Genomic DNA, 15,510 nt, shown 5'->3' on the forward strand with positions numbered 1-15,510 from the left:
GTCGCCCGGCGGGAGCAGGAGACGCCATGGACTCCGCGGCCACGACGCGGGACCTTGAGGACGCGGCCTGTGTCCTCGACCGTGACGGTCTCGAGGCGCTTGTACGGGGCCTTCGCGCGCGTGGCCGTAGGGTGATCGGTCCCACGGCGCGGGACGGCGCCATCGTGCTGGCCGAGCTGGAGTCCGCCACCGAGCTGCCCTACGGGTGGGGCGTGGAGCTGGAAGCCGGCCATTACCGGCTGGTGCGGCGTGCGGACGGCATGGCGTTCGCCCACAGCGCCGGACCTCAGTCGTGGAAGAACTACCTGCTCCCGGAACGCGTCCGGCAGTGGACGGCCGACCGAGGCCCCGACGGCGAACTGACGGTACGCGCCGAGCAGCCGGAACGGCCTTCGTACGCCTTCCTGGGGGTGCGCCCGTGCGACCTGCGCGCCATCGCGATCCAGGACAGGATCCTGACCGGCGGCCGGCACCAGGACGACGACTACCGGGCGCGGCGCACGGGCGCCTTCCTCATCGTGGCCGAGTGCACCGAACCAGGCGCGACCTGCTTCTGCGTCTCCATGGGCACCGGCCCCGCGACCGGCCCCGGCTACGACATCGCCCTGACGGAGGTCCTGGACGACGCGGGCCACCGCTTCCTGGCACGTGCGGGGACAATCGAAGGGGCCGAAGTCCTCGCCGAGGTACCGCACCAGGCCGCCGACGACGTCACGCGCACCGCGGCCCGCGAGACGGTCGAGGCCGCCGCCGGCCGCATGGGACGCACCATGCCTCCGGTGAGCCTTCAGGAGCTGATGGCCGGCACACTGGACGCCGAGCGCTGGGACGACGTCGCCGCCCGCTGTCTGACCTGCGGCAACTGCACCATGGCCTGCCCTACTTGTTTCTGCACCACCACCGAGGACGTCACCGACCTCACCGGCGACCATGCCGAGCGCTGGCGCCGCTGGGACGTCTGCTACGACCTCGACTTCTCCCACCTGCACGGCGGCCCGGTCCGCGCGTCCGGCCGCAGCCGCTACCGCCAGTGGGCGACCCACAAACTGGGCACCTGGTACGACCAGTTCGGCAGCTCCGGCTGCGTGGGCTGCGGACGGTGCATCGTGTGGTGCCCGGTCGGCATCGACATCACCGAGGAAGCACATGCCCTGCACCAGGAGAAACTCACACGGGACGCGGCAACAGAGGACGGCTCGCCATGACCCGGACCGGCCTCTTCTCCACCATTCCCCAGGACCACCGCGACCGGCTGATGGCCCTCGCCCGGGAGGTGTCGTTCCCTACCGGGGCCCGCGTTTTCGAGGAGGGCAGCAAAGCCGACCGCTTCTGGGTCATCCACACCGGCGGCGTCGCCCTCGACATGCACGTTCCCGGCCGACGGGCCGCCGTCATCGAGACCATCGGAGCCGGGGAACTGCTGGGCTGGTCCTGGGTCTGCCCACCGCGGCAATGGCACCTGGGTGCCGAGACCACCAGCCCTGTGCGCGCCTGGGAGTTCGACGCCGAAGCGGTTCTCGCACTGTGCGAGCAGGATCCGGCGCTCGACCACGCGCTGCTCACCTACGTCGTCGGGGTCATCGGCCACCGGCTGCGGTCCGCCCGCACCCGCTTGCTCGACCTGTACGGCCCCTACGGCAGCGGAGAACGAGGATGACGGCGGTGCCCGTCCCGTACCGCGTGGTGGACAGCCGCCCGGAGACCGCCGACACCGTCACCATTCGCTTGGAACCGAGCGAGAACGCGCTGCAACCCTTCGCGCCGGGCCAGTTCGCGATGATCTACGCGTTCGGAGTCGGCGAGATCCCGATCTCCGTCGCCGGCATTCTTCCCGACGGCGGCCTGCTGCACACGATCCGTGGCGTCGGCGCGGTCTCCCGCGCCCTGTACAAGGTCCGGCCGGGCGCGACGGTCGGGATGCGCGGCCCGTTCGGCACCGGCTGGGACCTGCCGTCTGCCATGGGAGACGACCTGCTCGTCGGCGCCGGCGGCATCGGGCTCGCCCCGCTCCGCCCGCTCGTCCACTCCGCCCTGGCCGCACCACACGCCTACGGGCGGCTGAACGTCCTCGTCGGCGCACGGACTTCCGACGACCTCCTCTACCGGGATGAGCTCGGCGGCTGGGGCAAACCGTACTGCGGCGTCGCGGTGGACCGTCCCGGGCCGGGCTGGCAGGGCCGCGTCGGTGTCGTCACCACCCTGCTCGACGAGGCGCCCTTTTCCCCGCCCGGCACCACCGCGTTCCTCTGCGGACCCGAAGTGATGATCCGTGCCACCGCCCGCGAACTCCTGGACCGCGGAGTACGCGCCGACCGCATCCGGGTCTCACTGGAGCGCAACATGCGCTGCGCCACCGGCCATTGCGGCCACTGCCAGCTCGGGCCGCTCCTGCTGTGCCGGGACGGCCCCGTGGTCGGCTACGACCGGGCCGAGCCACTGCTTGCCGTACGGGAACTGTGACATGACCGCCCCGGACAGCACCCGGCCCCGGCTCGGCGTCTTCAAGTTCGCCTCCTGCGACGGCTGCCAGCTCACCCTCCTCGACTGCGAGGACGAACTGCTCGGGCTCGCCGACGAAGTGGAGATCGTCCACTTCCTGGAGGCGTCCAGCGACGTACAGCCGGGCCCCTACGACCTCTCGCTCGTCGAGGGCTCCGTCACCACGGCCGAGGACGCCGAACGCATCCGCCGCATCCGCGCCGAGTCCCGCCGTCTCGTCACCATCGGCGCCTGCGCCACCGCCGGCGGCGTCCAGGCGCTGCGCAACTTCGCCGACGTCGCCGAGTACCGCGAAATCGTCTACGCCAGACCCGACTACATCGACACCCTCGCCACCTCCACCCCCATCTCCGCACACGTCCCGGTCGACTTCGAACTGCGCGGCTGCCCCATCGACCGCGGACAGCTCCTGGAAGTCATCACCGCCTACCTCTCCGAACGCAGGCCCGACATCCCCAACCACAGCGTGTGCTTCGCCTGCAAGCGACGCGGGACGGTGTGCGTCACCGTCGCCCACGGCACACCCTGCCTGGGCCCGGTCACCCACGCCGGGTGCGGCGCCATCTGCCCCGCCTACGGGCGCGGCTGCTACGGCTGCTTCGGCCCCTCCGGATCGACGAACATGCCGGCGATGATCCCCCTGCTGCGCAGCGACGGCATGAGCGACGACGACGTACGGCGCATCCTGCACACCTTCAACGTCACCGCGTTCGCCGCCATCGAGCCGGAGAACGATGCGACATGACGCACCGCGGATCACGCGTTCTGCACGTCGGCTCACTCGCCCGCGTCGAGGGCGAAGGAGCCCTGCGCCTGCGCATCGACGACGGAACGGTCACCGAGGCACAGCTGAACATCTACGAACCGCCCCGCTTCTTCGAAGCCTTCCTCCGCGGCCGACGGCACACCGAACCACCCGACATCACCTCCCGGGTCTGCGGCATCTGCCCGGTCGCCTACCAGATGAGCGCCTGCCGGGCCATCGAGGACGCCTGCGCCGTCACCGTCGACGGCCAACTCGCCGCACTGCGCCGCCTGCTCTACTGCGGCGAGTGGATCGAGAGCCAGACCCTGCACATCTACCTGCTCCACGCGCCCGACTTCCTCGGCCACGCCAGCGCCATCGACCTCGCCCGCGACCACCGTGCTCATGTCGAACGGGGTCTGCGGCTGAAGCAGGCCGGCAACGCCATCATGGAACTCCTCGGCGGCCGTGCCATCCATCCCGTCAACGTCCGCGTCGGAGGCTTCCACCGCGCCCCGACGCGCGCGGAGCTGCGCCCGCTGGCCGAGCGGCTCCGGCAGGCTCGCGAGGACGCGCGGGAGACCGTCCACTGGGTCGCGGGCTTCGACTTCCCCGACGCGGAATGCGAAGCCGACCTGCTGGCACTCGCCCGGCCCGGCACCTATGCCATCGATGGCGGCACACCCACGGTCCTGCCCTACGGAGACGGGCGCGAGCCGCGCACCTTCCCGGTACGGGACTTCACCGACCACGTCGTGGAGGGGCAAGTACCGCACTCCACAGCGCTCCAGGCACGGCTCGACGGTCGGCGGCACCTGACCGGCTCTCTGGCCCGGTACGCGATCAGCGGCCACCTGCTTCCGCCCTCCGTCCAGGAAGTCGCCCGCGCCGCAGGGCTGAACGGCGTGTGCCGCAACCCCTTCCGCAGCATCATCGTCCGGGCCGTCGAAGTCCTCTACGCGGTCGAGGAAGCCCTGCGCCTGATCGAGGAATACGAGCCTCCGCCGTGCCCGGCCGTGGACGTACCACCGCGGGCGGGCATCGGCCACGGGGCCACCGAAGCCCCGCGCGGCACCCTCTACCACCGCTACGTCCTCGACCACGAGGGGCTCGTCACCGACGCCCGCCTCGTCCCTCCCACGTCACAGAACCAGGGTGCCATCGAGGAGGACCTGCGCCGGCTCGTGCAGGACGAACTCACCCGGGGCGACGCCACCGACGCCGAGCTGACCCGCCTGTGCGAACGGGCCATCCGCAACCACGACCCCTGCATCTCCTGTTCGGCCCACTTCCTCGACCTGACCGTCGAACGAGCGTGAGGAAAGCCGCGTGAAATATCTCGATGAATATCGCGACCCGCAGCTCGCCCGCCGCCTGCTGGACGAACTGCACCGCACCGCCACCCGCCCCTGGCAGATCATGGAGGTCTGCGGGGGCCAGACTCACACCCTCGTCCGCCAGGGCATCGACGAACTGCTACCCGCCGGCATGCGCATGGTGCACGGCCCCGGCTGCCCGGTCTGCGTCACCCCGCTCGAAACCCTGGACCGTGCCATGGCCATCGCCGCCCGGCCCGGCGTGATCCTCACCAGCTTCGGCGACATGCTCCGCGTCCCCGGCTCGTCCACCGACCTGCTCGCTCTCCGGGCCCGCGGCGCGGACGTCCGCGTCGTCTACTCGCCCATGGACGCGGTGCGGCTGGCCGAGCAACATCCCGGCAACGAGGTCGTCTTCCTCGCCGTCGGCTTCGAGACCACCGCCCCGGCCAACGCCATGGCCGTCCTGCACGCCGCCCGCCTCGGGCTGCGGAACTTCAGCATGCTGGTCAGCCACGTCCTCGTCCCCCCTGCCATGACGGCCCTACTGGACTCGCCGGAATGCGAGGTCCAGGCGTTCCTCGCGGCCGGCCACGTGTGCGCGGTCATGGGGTGGACACAGTACGAGCCCATCGTCGCCCAGTACGAGGTCCCGATCGTGGTCACCGGATTCGAGCCCCTCGACCTGCTGGAGGGCATCCTGATGGCCGTCCGGCAGCTGGAGGAAGGCCGCGCCGAGGTCGAGAACCAGTACGTACGGGCCGTGCGCCGGAGCGGCAACAACGAGGCACAGTCCGCAGTCTCGCGCGTCTTCAGGATCACCGACCGGGCATGGCGGGGCGTGGGCGAGCTGCCGCACAGCGGACTCGAACTCCGCCCGGAGTTCGCCGCGTTCGACGCGGCGCGGCGCTTCGACGTCGACACCCTGCACTCCGCCGAACACCCCGAGTGCATCGCCGGAGCCATCCTCACCGGCGCCCGGCTGCCCACCGACTGCACCGCCTACGGAACCCGCTGCACCCCCCGGAACCCCCTCGGCGCACCCATGGTGTCGGCCGAGGGCACCTGCGCGGCCTTCCACGCCGCCGGACGAGCCGCCAACGCCCCTGTGAAAGGCGCCCCTTCATGACCATCGAATGCCCTGTCCCCTACGCGGAGAACGAACGTGTCCTGCTCGGCCACGGGGCCGGCGGGAGGCTTACCGAGGAGCTGCTGGAGTCTCTCGTCCTCCCCGCCCTCGGCGGCCGGGAGGGTCCGATGGAGGACGCCGCGCTGGTGCCGGGAGAGCGGGAGCTGGTGGTGAGCACAGACGGCTTCGTCGTCAGCCCGCTGTTCTTCCCCGGCGGCGACATCGGATCGCTCGCCGTCCACGGTACCGTCAACGACCTGGCGATGCGCGGCGCCCAGCCCGTCGCCCTGTGCGTGGCGCTGCTCCTGGAGGAGGGGCTGGAGGTCGCGGTCCTGGAGGCGGTGCTCGGCTCGCTGGGCAAGGCCGCTCAGGAGGCGGGTGTGCCCGTGGTCACGGGCGACACCAAGGTCGTCGGCCGGGGTGCGGCCGACAAGATCTTCATCACCACGACCGGCATCGGCAAGCGCCTGCCCGGCCTCTCGGTATCCGCGGCCGGCGCCCGCCCCGGGGACGCAGTGCTGCTGTCCGGGCCCATCGGCCTCCATGGCACCGCCGTACTCAGCACGCGCGAGGGACTCGGGTTCGAAGCCGATATCGCCTCCGACACCCGCCCGCTGCACCGGCTGGTCGCGGCGCTCTCCGGCTTCGGCCATCGGATTCACACCTTGCGGGACCCCACCCGCGGCGGGCTCGCCGCAGCGCTCAACGAGATCGCGCGTGACTCCGGCGTGGCCGTCGACATCGACGAGGGAGCCGTCCCAGTACCGGAACCGGTCGCCGCGGCCTGCGACATCCTCGGCCTCGACCCGCTGCATGTCGCCAACGAAGGCTGCCTGGTCGCCTTCGTGTCCCCCGATACGGCGGACGAGGCCTTGGCGGCGTTGCGCTCCCTGCCGGAAGGCGGCGGAGCGGTGCGGATCGGAGATGTACTGCCGGCCGACGGGCATCCCGGCCGTGTCGTGATGCGGACGACGGTAGGGGCTCGCCGCGTCGTGGACATGCCTATCGGCGAACAGCTGCCGCGCATCTGCTGACCGTGGGACGGTAGATTCATCCCGTCGGGAGGCGGCTGGACGCGCCTGTCGTGTGCGGGTCGTTGCGGCGGCCTCGGAACAGGAGAACGCTGTTCGCTCCCGGCCGCTTCCGGAAGGAAAGGAGGGGTGTTGGAGGGCGACGAGGAGAGCCCGGTGCGGTTGCCGCAGCTCAGGCTGGATGAGCTGCTCGGCGAGTTGCAGGCCCGGCTGGACGCGGCGCGTGGCACCAGGGACCGGGTGCACAGCCTGCTGGAGGCGGTGCTCTCGGTAGGGCGTGGGCTGGATCTGGAGCATGTGCTGCGCCGCATCATCGAGTCGGCCGTGGTGCTCGTGGACGCCCGGTACGGCGCCCTGGGAGTGATCGGCCCGGACGGAGGCAGCCTCTCGCAGTTCCTCGTCGTGGGGCTGACCGACGAGCAGATCGAGGCCATCGGGCCGTTCCCTTCGGGGCACGGCATCCTCGGGGAACTGATCCGCCACCCGGAACCGCTGCGGCTGACCAAGCTCTCCGAGCACCCCGCCTCGTACGGCTTCCCGCCGAACCACCCGCCGATGCACGGTTTTTTGGGAGTCCCCATTCGCGTGGGCGACCAGGTGTTCGGCAACCTCTACCTCACCGAGAAGCGCGGCGGTGCGGACTTCCAGGCCGAGGACGAGGCGGTGCTCTCCACGCTCGCCGTAGCGGCCGGTGTGGCCATCGACAACGCGCGGCTGTACGAGGAGTCCACGCAGCGCGAACGATGGTCGCGAGCCGGTGCCGAGGTGACCACGAGCCTGATGTCCGGTGCCCCGGGGGCGGATGTCAGTGCTGTGATCACCGCCCGGGCGAGGGAGATCACCGGCGCTGAGCTGGCCAGCTACGCGTCGCCGTTGCCCGAAGGCAACGCGCTGACCGTCGAAGTCGCCATCGGGGCGTGGGCCGACGATCTGCATGGCCTGGTCCTGCCTGTCGAAGGCACCCTGGTGGGAGCGGCCTTCACCGCGGGCGAGCCTGCGTGCAGCCGCGATGCCGACGAGGACACGGGAGTCTCCGTGTTGCCCGAGCACCTCGCGGGTCCGGGGCCGGCGGCGGCGGTGCCGATCAAGACGGACGAGGGCGTGCGGGGAGTCCTGTTGCTGGTCCGAGGCCGGGGACGGCCGGAGTTCTCCGAAGAGGAGATCGAACCGCTGCTCAACTTTGCGGTGCAGGCGGCCCTGGCCATGGAACTGGCCGAGCGTCGCGCGGACGCCGAGCAGCTCGCCTTGCTGGAGGATCGCGACCGTATCGCCCGTGACCTGCACGACCTGGCGATCCAGCGGCTGTTCGCCACGGGGATGACGCTGCAGAGTGCCGACCGGTTCATCGACCACGCGGAGGCGTCCGAGCGTGTCCGGCGTGCGGTGAACGACCTGGACGAGACCATCAAGATCATTCGTTCGACGATCTTCGGGCTGCGATCGCGTGAGACGGCGCCGCAGCACGGTCTGCGCACCCGAGTGGTCCAGACCGTCGCGGAAGCCGGCGGACCTCTCGGTTTCGCGCCGAGCCTGCGCATGGAAGGGCTGCTCGACACCCAGGTCCCCCGCCCGGTCGTCGACGACGTGGTGGCCGTGCTGGGTGAGGCTCTGGCCAATGTCATCCGGCACGCGCACGCGGGCACCGTGGATGTCTCCGTTGTCAACGACGGCCGGGATCTGGTGCTGACCGTCACCGACAACGGCGTCGGTATCCCCGAGGGCGGGCGTCGCAGCGGCCTGCGCAACCTCGCGGAGCGAGCCGAACGCCGTGGTGGGGAGCTCCGCCTGGGGGTTCCGTCCGGCGGTGGCACGACCCTGACCTGGCGGATTCCACTGGGCACGAGCTGAGGACGGCCAGGCCCGCTCCGCACTCGGTGATCACCGTGGTGCGGACGGTGGGACGAGGGTGCTGTCGCTGGTCCGGCCGGCGAGGTGGTCGGCGATGTTCCTCGCCGTGGTCTCCACGATCTGGCCGACCGCGTCCTGGGTGAAGTACGCCTGGTGAGAGCTGATCAGAACGTTGCTGAAGGTCATCAGCCGGGCGAGGGTGTCGTCCGTCATCACCTCGAGGGACTTGTCGAAGAAGAAGACGCCGGCTTCCTCCTCGTACACGTCCAGGCCCACGCCGTCGAGCCTCCCCTTCCGCAGGGTCTCCACGAGGGCATGGGCGTCGAGCAGGCCACCGCGGCTGGTGTTGATCAGGATCGCGTCGTCCTTCATGACGTCCAGTGCGGTGGCGTCGACGATGTGGTGGGTCTCGGGTACGAGCGGCGCGTGCAGGCTGATCAGGTCGGACTCGGCGAACAGCCGGTCACGGCCGACGTACTCCATCCCCAGGGCCAGACACTCGGCGTTCTGGACGACGTCGTGGCCGAGCAGACGCATGCCGAAGCCCGCCGCGATACGGGCGAAGGCGGTGCCGATCTTCCCGGTGCCGAGTACGCCGGCGGTCCGGCCGTGGAAGTCGCGCCCCATCAGGCCGTTGAGCCGGAAGTCGAAGTCGCGGGTGCGGCCGACGGCCCGGGGAACCCTGCGGTTGACCGCCAGGGCCAGCGCCCAGGCGAACTCCGCGACGGAGTAGGGGGAGTAGGACGACACCCGGGCCACCGACAGGCCCAACTCCCGTGCTGCCCGCAGATCGATGTTGTTGTAACCGGTGGCCCGCTGGGTGATCAGCTGGGTGCCGCCGCCGGCGAGCGCACGCAGGACGTCCTCGTCCAGGACGTCATTGACGCTGCTGCAGACGACTTGGCAGCCGGCCGCGGTCGCCGCGGTGTCCCGGTTGAGGACAAGATCCAGGCACCGCAGGTTGTGGTGCCCGCCGAGCGTCTGCTCCAGCAGGGGCCGTTCGTCGGTGGTCACCCCGTACGCGACGATGTCCGTCATCGGTCTTCGATCTCCTTGCCGCCGTACGCGCCGCGGGGCGCCTGGGCGCTCAGCGACGGCCGTGCTGCTCGTGGTGGTCCCCGTGCTGCTCCGCCCCGGTGCCCGGCCGCGCCGCCTCGGTGGCGATCACGGCCGCCTGGATACGCCGCTCCACGCCGAGCTTGGCCAGCAGCCGTGAGATGTGGTTCTTGACCGTCTTCTCCGACAGGAACAGCTGCTTGCCGATCTGACGGTTGGTGAGCCCGTCACCAATGAGGGCGAGGATCTCGTGTTCGCGCGGGGACAGACCGGCCAGGCGCTCATCCTCGGGCTCGGCCTCCTCCCCACCGCGCAGGCTGCTCATCAGCCGGGCGGTGGTGGCGGGGTCGAGCATGGACTGGCCGGAGGCGACCGTGCGGATGGCCGTGACCAGGTCGGAGCCCTTGATCTGCTTGAGGACGTACCCGGCCGCACCTGCCATGATCGCGTCGAGCAGGGCATCGTCGTCGTCGAACGAGGTCAACATCAGACAGGCCAGGTCCGGCATGCGGGAGCGCAGCTCGCGGCAGACCGTGATGCCGTCGCCATCGGGCAGCCGCACATCCAGCACCGCCACATCGGGGCGCAGGGCCGGCCCCCGGGCGAGGGCGTGGTCGATGGTCCCGGCCTCGCCGACGACCGAGATGTTGTCCTCGGCGTCCAGCAGATCGTGAATGCCCCGCCGGACGACCTCGTGGTCGTCCAGCAGGAACACCCGGATCGGCCGCTCCGGCGAGTACGCTCCTGGCTGCTCCACGATGGCTCCCTGTGGCTGGTCGGCGCATTGCTGCGCTGCTATGAGCATGATCGCGCGGTTTGGTCTCCCGCCATGGGCCGAACGGCCCAAAAGCGTGACGACCCGCCCCATGGGTGTCTGCCAGAGGCGTTGGCGGGGCTTTCCCCCGTCTCGAGCAGACCGCATACCGTGCAATCGCGGTCGGCCACTCCATCGGAGTATCCGTGGTGGTGGTGAGGCGCTCGCGGGTTCCATGGTCGAGGTATTCGGGCCGGGTAGTTCGGTCGGCTGCTCATCCACGGAGGCGGGATTGTTCGCCGTGACCGCGTTCCCTGTCCTGTGCGTGGCGGTCGGCGATGCCGCGCGAGGTGCGGATCCGTGAGCGGGCTGCGGGCGAAGCACCCCATGTCCGGCTGGCTGGTGCGTGCCGTCCGTTCCGGCAGGGATGCGCCGAGCCGTGCCGCGATGGCCCGGGCGGCGGTCGGGCTGGCGGGCCCGGTCGCTGTCGGGCTGCTGTGCGGGCGGGGTGAGGTGGGCACGCTCGTCGCGTTCGGGGCGTTCCCGGCGATCCTCGCCGATCAGGGTGGTCCGTACCGTAAGCGGCTGGTGCGTATGGGCCCGATGCCGTTCGGCAATGCCGCTGGCTGTTACGCGGGTTCCCTGCGTCATCGCCGGGCTGCCGCGCGGCTGGTCCGACGCGGCGGTCCTGGCCGCCCTCGGCGCCTGCCTGTCTCTGGGCGTGATCCGCAACTACGCCTGGCAGACCTGCTTCCTGACCACCGCCATCCTCCTGCTCACCGAACGGCTCACCCATGCGGGCCTGCCGGAGCTGGTACCCGTGCGCATGCAGGAGACCGCCATCGGCTGCGCCATCGTGCTCGTCTTCGGATACCTGCTCTGGCCCAAGCACCGGGACCTCGAACTGCGGACGGCCACCGCGGACGCGTACGACGCCATCGCCGGCTACCTCCTGCTGCTGCCCCGGATCCAGGAGGTCGGCACCACCGAACGCGCCCGACGACGCCGCGCCGTGCACACAGAGGTCAGCCACGCCCACGCCGTACTGGACCAGATGCTCGCCGAGCCCCCAGTCCGCCCCCGCACCAGGGCCCTTGCCGCTGTCGTCGCGCACACCGCCCGCACAGCCACCGTCGTGACCGGCCTGGCTGTCCATCTGGACAGCAGCGTTCCACCGCCCGACCCCATCGCAGTCCGGACAGTGGCCGCGGAACTCCACGCACTGGCCGGGGCGTTGAGACACACTCGCCCCCTGTCCTCCGTCCCCCGGGCGGGCGAGGGCGGGTTTCTCTCCCCTGTCCGGGAAGCCCTCGTGGAAAGGCGGTCGTTGATCATTGCCTGGACGGGTGTCAACCGGGCGGGGCGATCGAGGTCCGTTGGGTTTCGGTGAAGACGTCCAGGCTTGTGGCCCGTCGGCCGCCGCTGTTGCCGTCCCCGGTGAAGCCGACGTCGGTGACCCTGGTGCTGTACTCGATGGTCACCCCGTGGTCCGACAGCCACTTCACGGTCGGCCGGACGATCGAGTCGTACTGGTTGAGGCGGGTGCTCCGGACCCCGGCCAGGGTGTGGATGCGCGGAAGCTCCCGGGCGAAGCGCCGGAGGCGTCGAGTGCGCCACCGCTCGTGGTGTGCTCCTCGAGGATTCTGATGGCCGCGCCATCGACACCAGCGTCACGGATGAGGAACACCGCGGCGGACAGGGACGCGATGCCGCTGCCGACGAGGTGGAAGTTTGCCGGTGATGTCGTCGTGGCCATGGGTTTCTCCTCCGGCCCGGCGGCCCGAGCGAATGCACCGGAGCGAGATCGTCACCTCCGGCGTCGACAGGCTGATCCACGGCGAATTCGTGCCCACGCAGGGAGATCCGATACGACTCCCCGGCGATGAACGCCACGTCGAGCCTGTCAAGTGAAGGGGCTTCCTCGTGCACGGTCGGCACCGCCCACAGCGCCCGACTCGGGGTCTCGGCACTCATAGCGCTCCTCCCTCCTCCCTTTCCGCTGCCAGACAACGCCCTGTCCACCCGCATCGCCAGGAGACGAATGGGCCGGGGCCTGGCCCTGACGGCTTCGAACGCGCTCAGGAGTGCGGCACAACCGCGACCGGGCACAGCGCACGCTGCAGCAGGGCGAGATTGCGCATCCCCCGGAGAGGGCCCGGGGAGCCGTGCGGTGGCGCTCCGACCACCAGCAGGTCGGTGTCCGCGGAGGCGCGCAGCAACGCTGCGTGCGCGGACCCCACCACCGGGTGATCCAGCAGCGGCACCTCCGGGTGCGCACCGATCGCGGAGCGCAGCGCCTCGTCCACCATGCGTGTCCGGAGCGTCCGGTCTTCCCATAGCCCGTTGAACGGCCGTTGCCGTTCGAGGAGATCGTTGTCCGTGCCGTGCCACGCGAAGACCGCCTCCACCTCGCATCGCCTCAGCTCCGCTTCGTCGAATGCGAAGGAAACCGCCTCAGCCTCGGGATACTGCCGGCCGATCCCCACGGTGATCCGGTGTGTCCGGCCGTGGACGTTGCGGCGTCGGCCGCGCACCACGACGGCAGGACAGCCTGCATGGCCGACAACCCTCGCGCTCACGGAGCCGAGCAGCAGTGAACCCGGCTCGCGATGTCCGTGCTGTCCGACCACGACCATGCAGGCGCTGTGCGAGGCCTCCACAAGAGCCACCACTGGCTCCTCGGAGATGAGTTCGGCCGTCACCTTCAGTTGCGACGAGCGCAGGGCAGCGCGTTCGGCCGCGGTGTCGCAGAGGGCCTCGGCCAGGGACGGGGAACGCCTCTGGCGGGAGTCCTTCGAACGGGCGTGGATGATCCTCAGCGGCAGGTCGTGCCGGAATGCCGTGTCAGCGGCCCAGTCCACAGCCTCAAGGCTCGAGCCGGAGCCATCGGTTCCCACGACGACGGGAAGGTCCACCGTGTTCACCGCCTCTCGGAGCGTATGCGTCTGGCATGCGTGCCGCATGCGTCGGTCACCTCACGCTCCATCGGATCGCCGAGTGCGGGGGAGAGGCGGTCGGGCTTCTTCCGAGGGACCCTCGGCCCTCGTCCGGTCCCATCCGGCCCCTGGGGGCGACGGCGTATCCGGAAGAGCCTGATGGTGCAACTCGCCGATATTTTCCGGAAGTTCAGCCGGGCCGGACGTCGGGCTGAACGCCTCACGCTCGAGGAGAGCTTATGTCCCGGACCGAAACCGCCCGGCACGGCCGGGTGCTGGTCGGCTTCGACGGTTCCGAACCCGCCGTGCATGCTCTGGACCAGGCGGTCGACGAATCCGTACGACGCGACGCCGAGCTGGAGATCCTGTGCGGGTGGCCCTGGGGCCGGAACCTGGTCCCCGAATCCGCGATGAAGAGCGGGGACGGCCAGACCCTGTACACAACAGCCCAGGCCGTCGTGGACCGGGCCGTCGCGCGGGCCCGCACACGCGCTCCGGGCATGTCCGTGGTGCCGACCATGACCACCGAATCTGCGGCCCCCGCGCTGGTCCGGTCGGGGCGCACCGCCTCCCTGACCGTGGTCGGCACTCGCGGCCACGGCGGATTCGCCGGGCTGCTGCTGGGCTCGGTGGCCCTGAGGGTGGCGGCGCACAGCAGCAGCCCCCTGCTGGTCGTCCGCGACGGCGTACGAAAGGCGCGCGGGACTGTGCTAGTCGGACTGAGGTCGGACATGGACGTGGACGCGCTGCGCTTCGGCTTCGAGGAGGCCGTCAGGCGCGAGGCGGATCTGTGGGTGCTGCATGCCTGGCAGTACCCGGCTTCGCCCACCATGCAGCCTCCGGTACGCCTGCTGTGGGACGACGTGCGCCTGCTGACGAAGTCGGCCGAGGCCGTCCCGGAGTACGCGGTCGCCCCGTTGCGGGACGAGTACCCGGGGGTGGAGGTCCGCACCGTGGCCATGTGCCTGGGGGCCGGTCATGCCCTGATCGAGGCGAGTCGGCAGGCGGACGTCGTGGTTCTCGCCGCCCACCGCCGCGACCACCGACTCGGCCTGCAACTGGGGCCGGTCACGCATGCGCTGCTGCACCACGCGCATTGCCCGGTGGCCCTGGTTCCGACCCCCGTGACGTCTGCTCGCAAAGGAGACCGACCATGAAACACCAGCTGATCAGCCAGGTCATGACCACCGATGTTGTCACCGTGGAACCGTGGACCCCGCTCAAGGAGGTCGCGGTGACGCTGGCACGGCACGGTATCAGCGGAGTCCCCGTCGTCGGTGCCGACGGCACGGTGATGGGCGTGGTGTCCGAAACCGACCTGGTGTCGCGGCAGGCGGCGGATGGAGACGCCGAACGGGCCCCGTGGCACCGGAGGCTGACGGAGAAGCTCCGCCACGGTCCGGCCAGGAGCAGTGCTCGTACGGCAGGAACACTGATGACCTCACCCGCCGTCACCATTGGGCCGAAGCACACCGTTGTCGATGGCGCCAGGACGATGGCCGATCACCGTGTCGAGCGCCTGCCCGTGGTCGACGACGAAGGCCGGCTCATGGGCATCGTCACCCGCGGAGACCTGCTCAGTGCCCTCCGGCGCCCGGACGCGGACATCCGCGCCGAAGTGATCGACGAGGTCGTCGTACACGCGCTGTGGCTCGCCCCGCACTTGGTCGGCGTCGAGGTACAAGACGGCATCGTGACGCTGTCGGGCACGCTCCAGCGGCGCAGCGAGATCGCGATCGCCACCCGCCTCACGAGGCAGGTCGACGGTGTCGTAGGGGTGGTGGACAAGCTCCGCTACCGCGAGGACGACTCCCACCTGCGGCCTGCCGAACAGGCCCTGCACGGGATCTCCGAGGAATGGCTGCGCAAGCTCTGACGGTACGGCCGAAAGGCTCGGTCCGTCCGGGACTTGAGGCTGACGGTGGCGGGGGGGGGCCCCCCCCCCCCCCGGGGCCCCCCCCCCCCCCCGAACCCCGGGCGCCCCACCCCCCCCCCCCCGGGGGGGGGGCCCGGGGGGGGGCAGTTTGGGGGGGCGCCGGTGTGCCGCCCGGGCAAACCCCCCGCGCGGGGGGGCGCCGGGCGGCGCCCGCCCTTCTTTATTTCGGGGGGGGGGGGAAAAGGGTTGGGGGGGGGGTTGTTATCGGGGGGGGGCGGGGGCTTAAAAAAGGGGGGGGGGGGGGGGGGGGGGGGGGGGGG

At 70.8% G+C, this 15,510-nt stretch carries 16 protein-coding genes; 11 read left to right on the forward strand and 5 right to left on the reverse strand.

From position 1 onward, the window contains the following. The first annotated feature begins 26 nt into the window (after window positions 1-26). The 8 genes from ABCR83_RS28380 to ABCR83_RS28415 all read left to right on the forward strand — a co-directional run bounded on the left by ABCR83_RS28380 (window position 27) and on the right by ABCR83_RS28415 (window position 8,568). Complete coding sequence (locus ABCR83_RS28380; protein WP_462698076.1) at window positions 27-1,205, forward strand: 4Fe-4S dicluster domain-containing protein; 1,179 nt, start codon at window positions 27-29, stop codon at window positions 1,203-1,205. Beyond that, a complete protein-coding gene (locus tag ABCR83_RS28385; RefSeq protein WP_462698077.1) occupies window positions 1,202-1,657 on the forward strand; it encodes a Crp/Fnr family transcriptional regulator in 456 nt (151 codons plus the stop codon). Before ABCR83_RS28380 ends, ABCR83_RS28385 begins: the two co-directional genes overlap by 4 nt. Then, complete coding sequence (locus ABCR83_RS28390; RefSeq protein WP_462698078.1) at window positions 1,654-2,460, forward strand: FAD/NAD(P)-binding protein; 807 nt, start codon at window positions 1,654-1,656, stop codon at window positions 2,458-2,460. Before ABCR83_RS28385 ends, ABCR83_RS28390 begins: the two co-directional genes overlap by 4 nt. 1 nt (window position 2,461) lies before the next feature. Beyond that, a complete protein-coding gene (locus ABCR83_RS28395) occupies window positions 2,462-3,244 on the forward strand; it encodes an NADH-quinone oxidoreductase subunit B family protein (RefSeq protein WP_462698079.1) in 783 nt (260 codons plus the stop codon). Further along, entirely contained in the window at window positions 3,241-4,563 is a 1,323-nt protein-coding gene (locus ABCR83_RS28400) for a Ni/Fe hydrogenase subunit alpha (RefSeq protein WP_462698080.1), read from the forward strand. Before ABCR83_RS28395 ends, ABCR83_RS28400 begins: the two co-directional genes overlap by 4 nt. A 10-nt stretch (window positions 4,564-4,573) precedes the next feature. Then, a complete protein-coding gene (gene hypD, locus ABCR83_RS28405; protein ID WP_462698081.1) occupies window positions 4,574-5,689 on the forward strand; it encodes a hydrogenase formation protein HypD in 1,116 nt (371 codons plus the stop codon). Then, a complete protein-coding gene (hypE, locus tag ABCR83_RS28410) occupies window positions 5,686-6,723 on the forward strand; it encodes a hydrogenase expression/formation protein HypE (RefSeq protein ID WP_462698082.1) in 1,038 nt (345 codons plus the stop codon). Before hypD ends, hypE begins: the two co-directional genes overlap by 4 nt. A gap of 126 nt (window positions 6,724-6,849) precedes the next feature. Then, window positions 6,850-8,568: a sensor histidine kinase gene (locus ABCR83_RS28415; RefSeq protein ID WP_462698083.1), complete on the forward strand. Its 1,719-nt coding sequence runs from the start codon at window positions 6,850-6,852 to the stop codon at window positions 8,566-8,568. Between the two features lie 30 nt (window positions 8,569-8,598). Here the strand turns inward: ABCR83_RS28415 and ABCR83_RS28420 are convergent, their stop codons facing one another. Both ABCR83_RS28420 and ABCR83_RS28425 read right to left on the reverse strand, forming a co-directional pair. Continuing rightward, window positions 8,599-9,606, reverse strand: a complete 1,008-nt coding sequence (locus tag ABCR83_RS28420) for a 2-hydroxyacid dehydrogenase (protein ID WP_462698084.1) — start codon at window positions 9,604-9,606, stop codon at window positions 8,599-8,601. A 49-nt stretch (window positions 9,607-9,655) separates the two neighbouring features. Further along, a complete protein-coding gene (locus ABCR83_RS28425; protein ID WP_462698085.1) occupies window positions 9,656-10,381 on the reverse strand; it encodes a response regulator in 726 nt (241 codons plus the stop codon). A 613-nt stretch (window positions 10,382-10,994) separates the two neighbouring features. Between ABCR83_RS28425 and ABCR83_RS28430 the strand changes: the two genes are divergently transcribed. Further along, window positions 10,995-11,768: an FUSC family protein gene (locus ABCR83_RS28430; RefSeq protein WP_462698086.1), complete on the forward strand. Its 774-nt coding sequence runs from the start codon at window positions 10,995-10,997 to the stop codon at window positions 11,766-11,768. Here the strand turns inward: ABCR83_RS28430 and ABCR83_RS28435 are convergent. From ABCR83_RS28435 to ABCR83_RS28445, 3 genes are all read right to left on the reverse strand, one after another. Beyond that, window positions 11,728-11,949 (reverse strand): oleate hydratase, encoded by a 222-nt coding sequence (locus ABCR83_RS28435; RefSeq protein ID WP_462698091.1) that lies wholly within the window; start codon window positions 11,947-11,949, stop codon window positions 11,728-11,730. The two genes, ABCR83_RS28430 and ABCR83_RS28435, sit on opposite strands and share 41 nt — an antisense overlap. Beyond that, window positions 11,880-12,134 (reverse strand): oleate hydratase, encoded by a 255-nt coding sequence (locus ABCR83_RS28440; protein ID WP_462698087.1) that lies wholly within the window; start codon window positions 12,132-12,134, stop codon window positions 11,880-11,882. The genes ABCR83_RS28435 and ABCR83_RS28440 overlap by 70 nt, the downstream gene beginning before the upstream one ends. Before the next feature lie 322 nt (window positions 12,135-12,456). Beyond that, window positions 12,457-13,341, reverse strand: coding sequence for a universal stress protein (locus ABCR83_RS28445; protein WP_462698088.1), 885 nt, complete (start codon window positions 13,339-13,341; stop codon window positions 12,457-12,459). A gap of 212 nt (window positions 13,342-13,553) precedes the next feature. On the opposite strand from ABCR83_RS28445, the gene ABCR83_RS28450 reads away from it, so the two are divergent. After that, on the forward strand, window positions 13,554-14,471 hold the full coding sequence (locus ABCR83_RS28450; RefSeq protein ID WP_462698089.1) for a universal stress protein: 918 nt from the start codon (window positions 13,554-13,556) through the stop codon (window positions 14,469-14,471). Further along, window positions 14,468-15,190, forward strand: a complete 723-nt coding sequence (locus ABCR83_RS28455) for a CBS domain-containing protein (RefSeq protein WP_462698090.1) — start codon at window positions 14,468-14,470, stop codon at window positions 15,188-15,190. Before ABCR83_RS28450 ends, ABCR83_RS28455 begins: the two co-directional genes overlap by 4 nt. Window positions 15,191-15,510 lie beyond the last annotated feature (320 nt).

The organism is Streptomyces xingningensis, assembly GCF_054957865.1.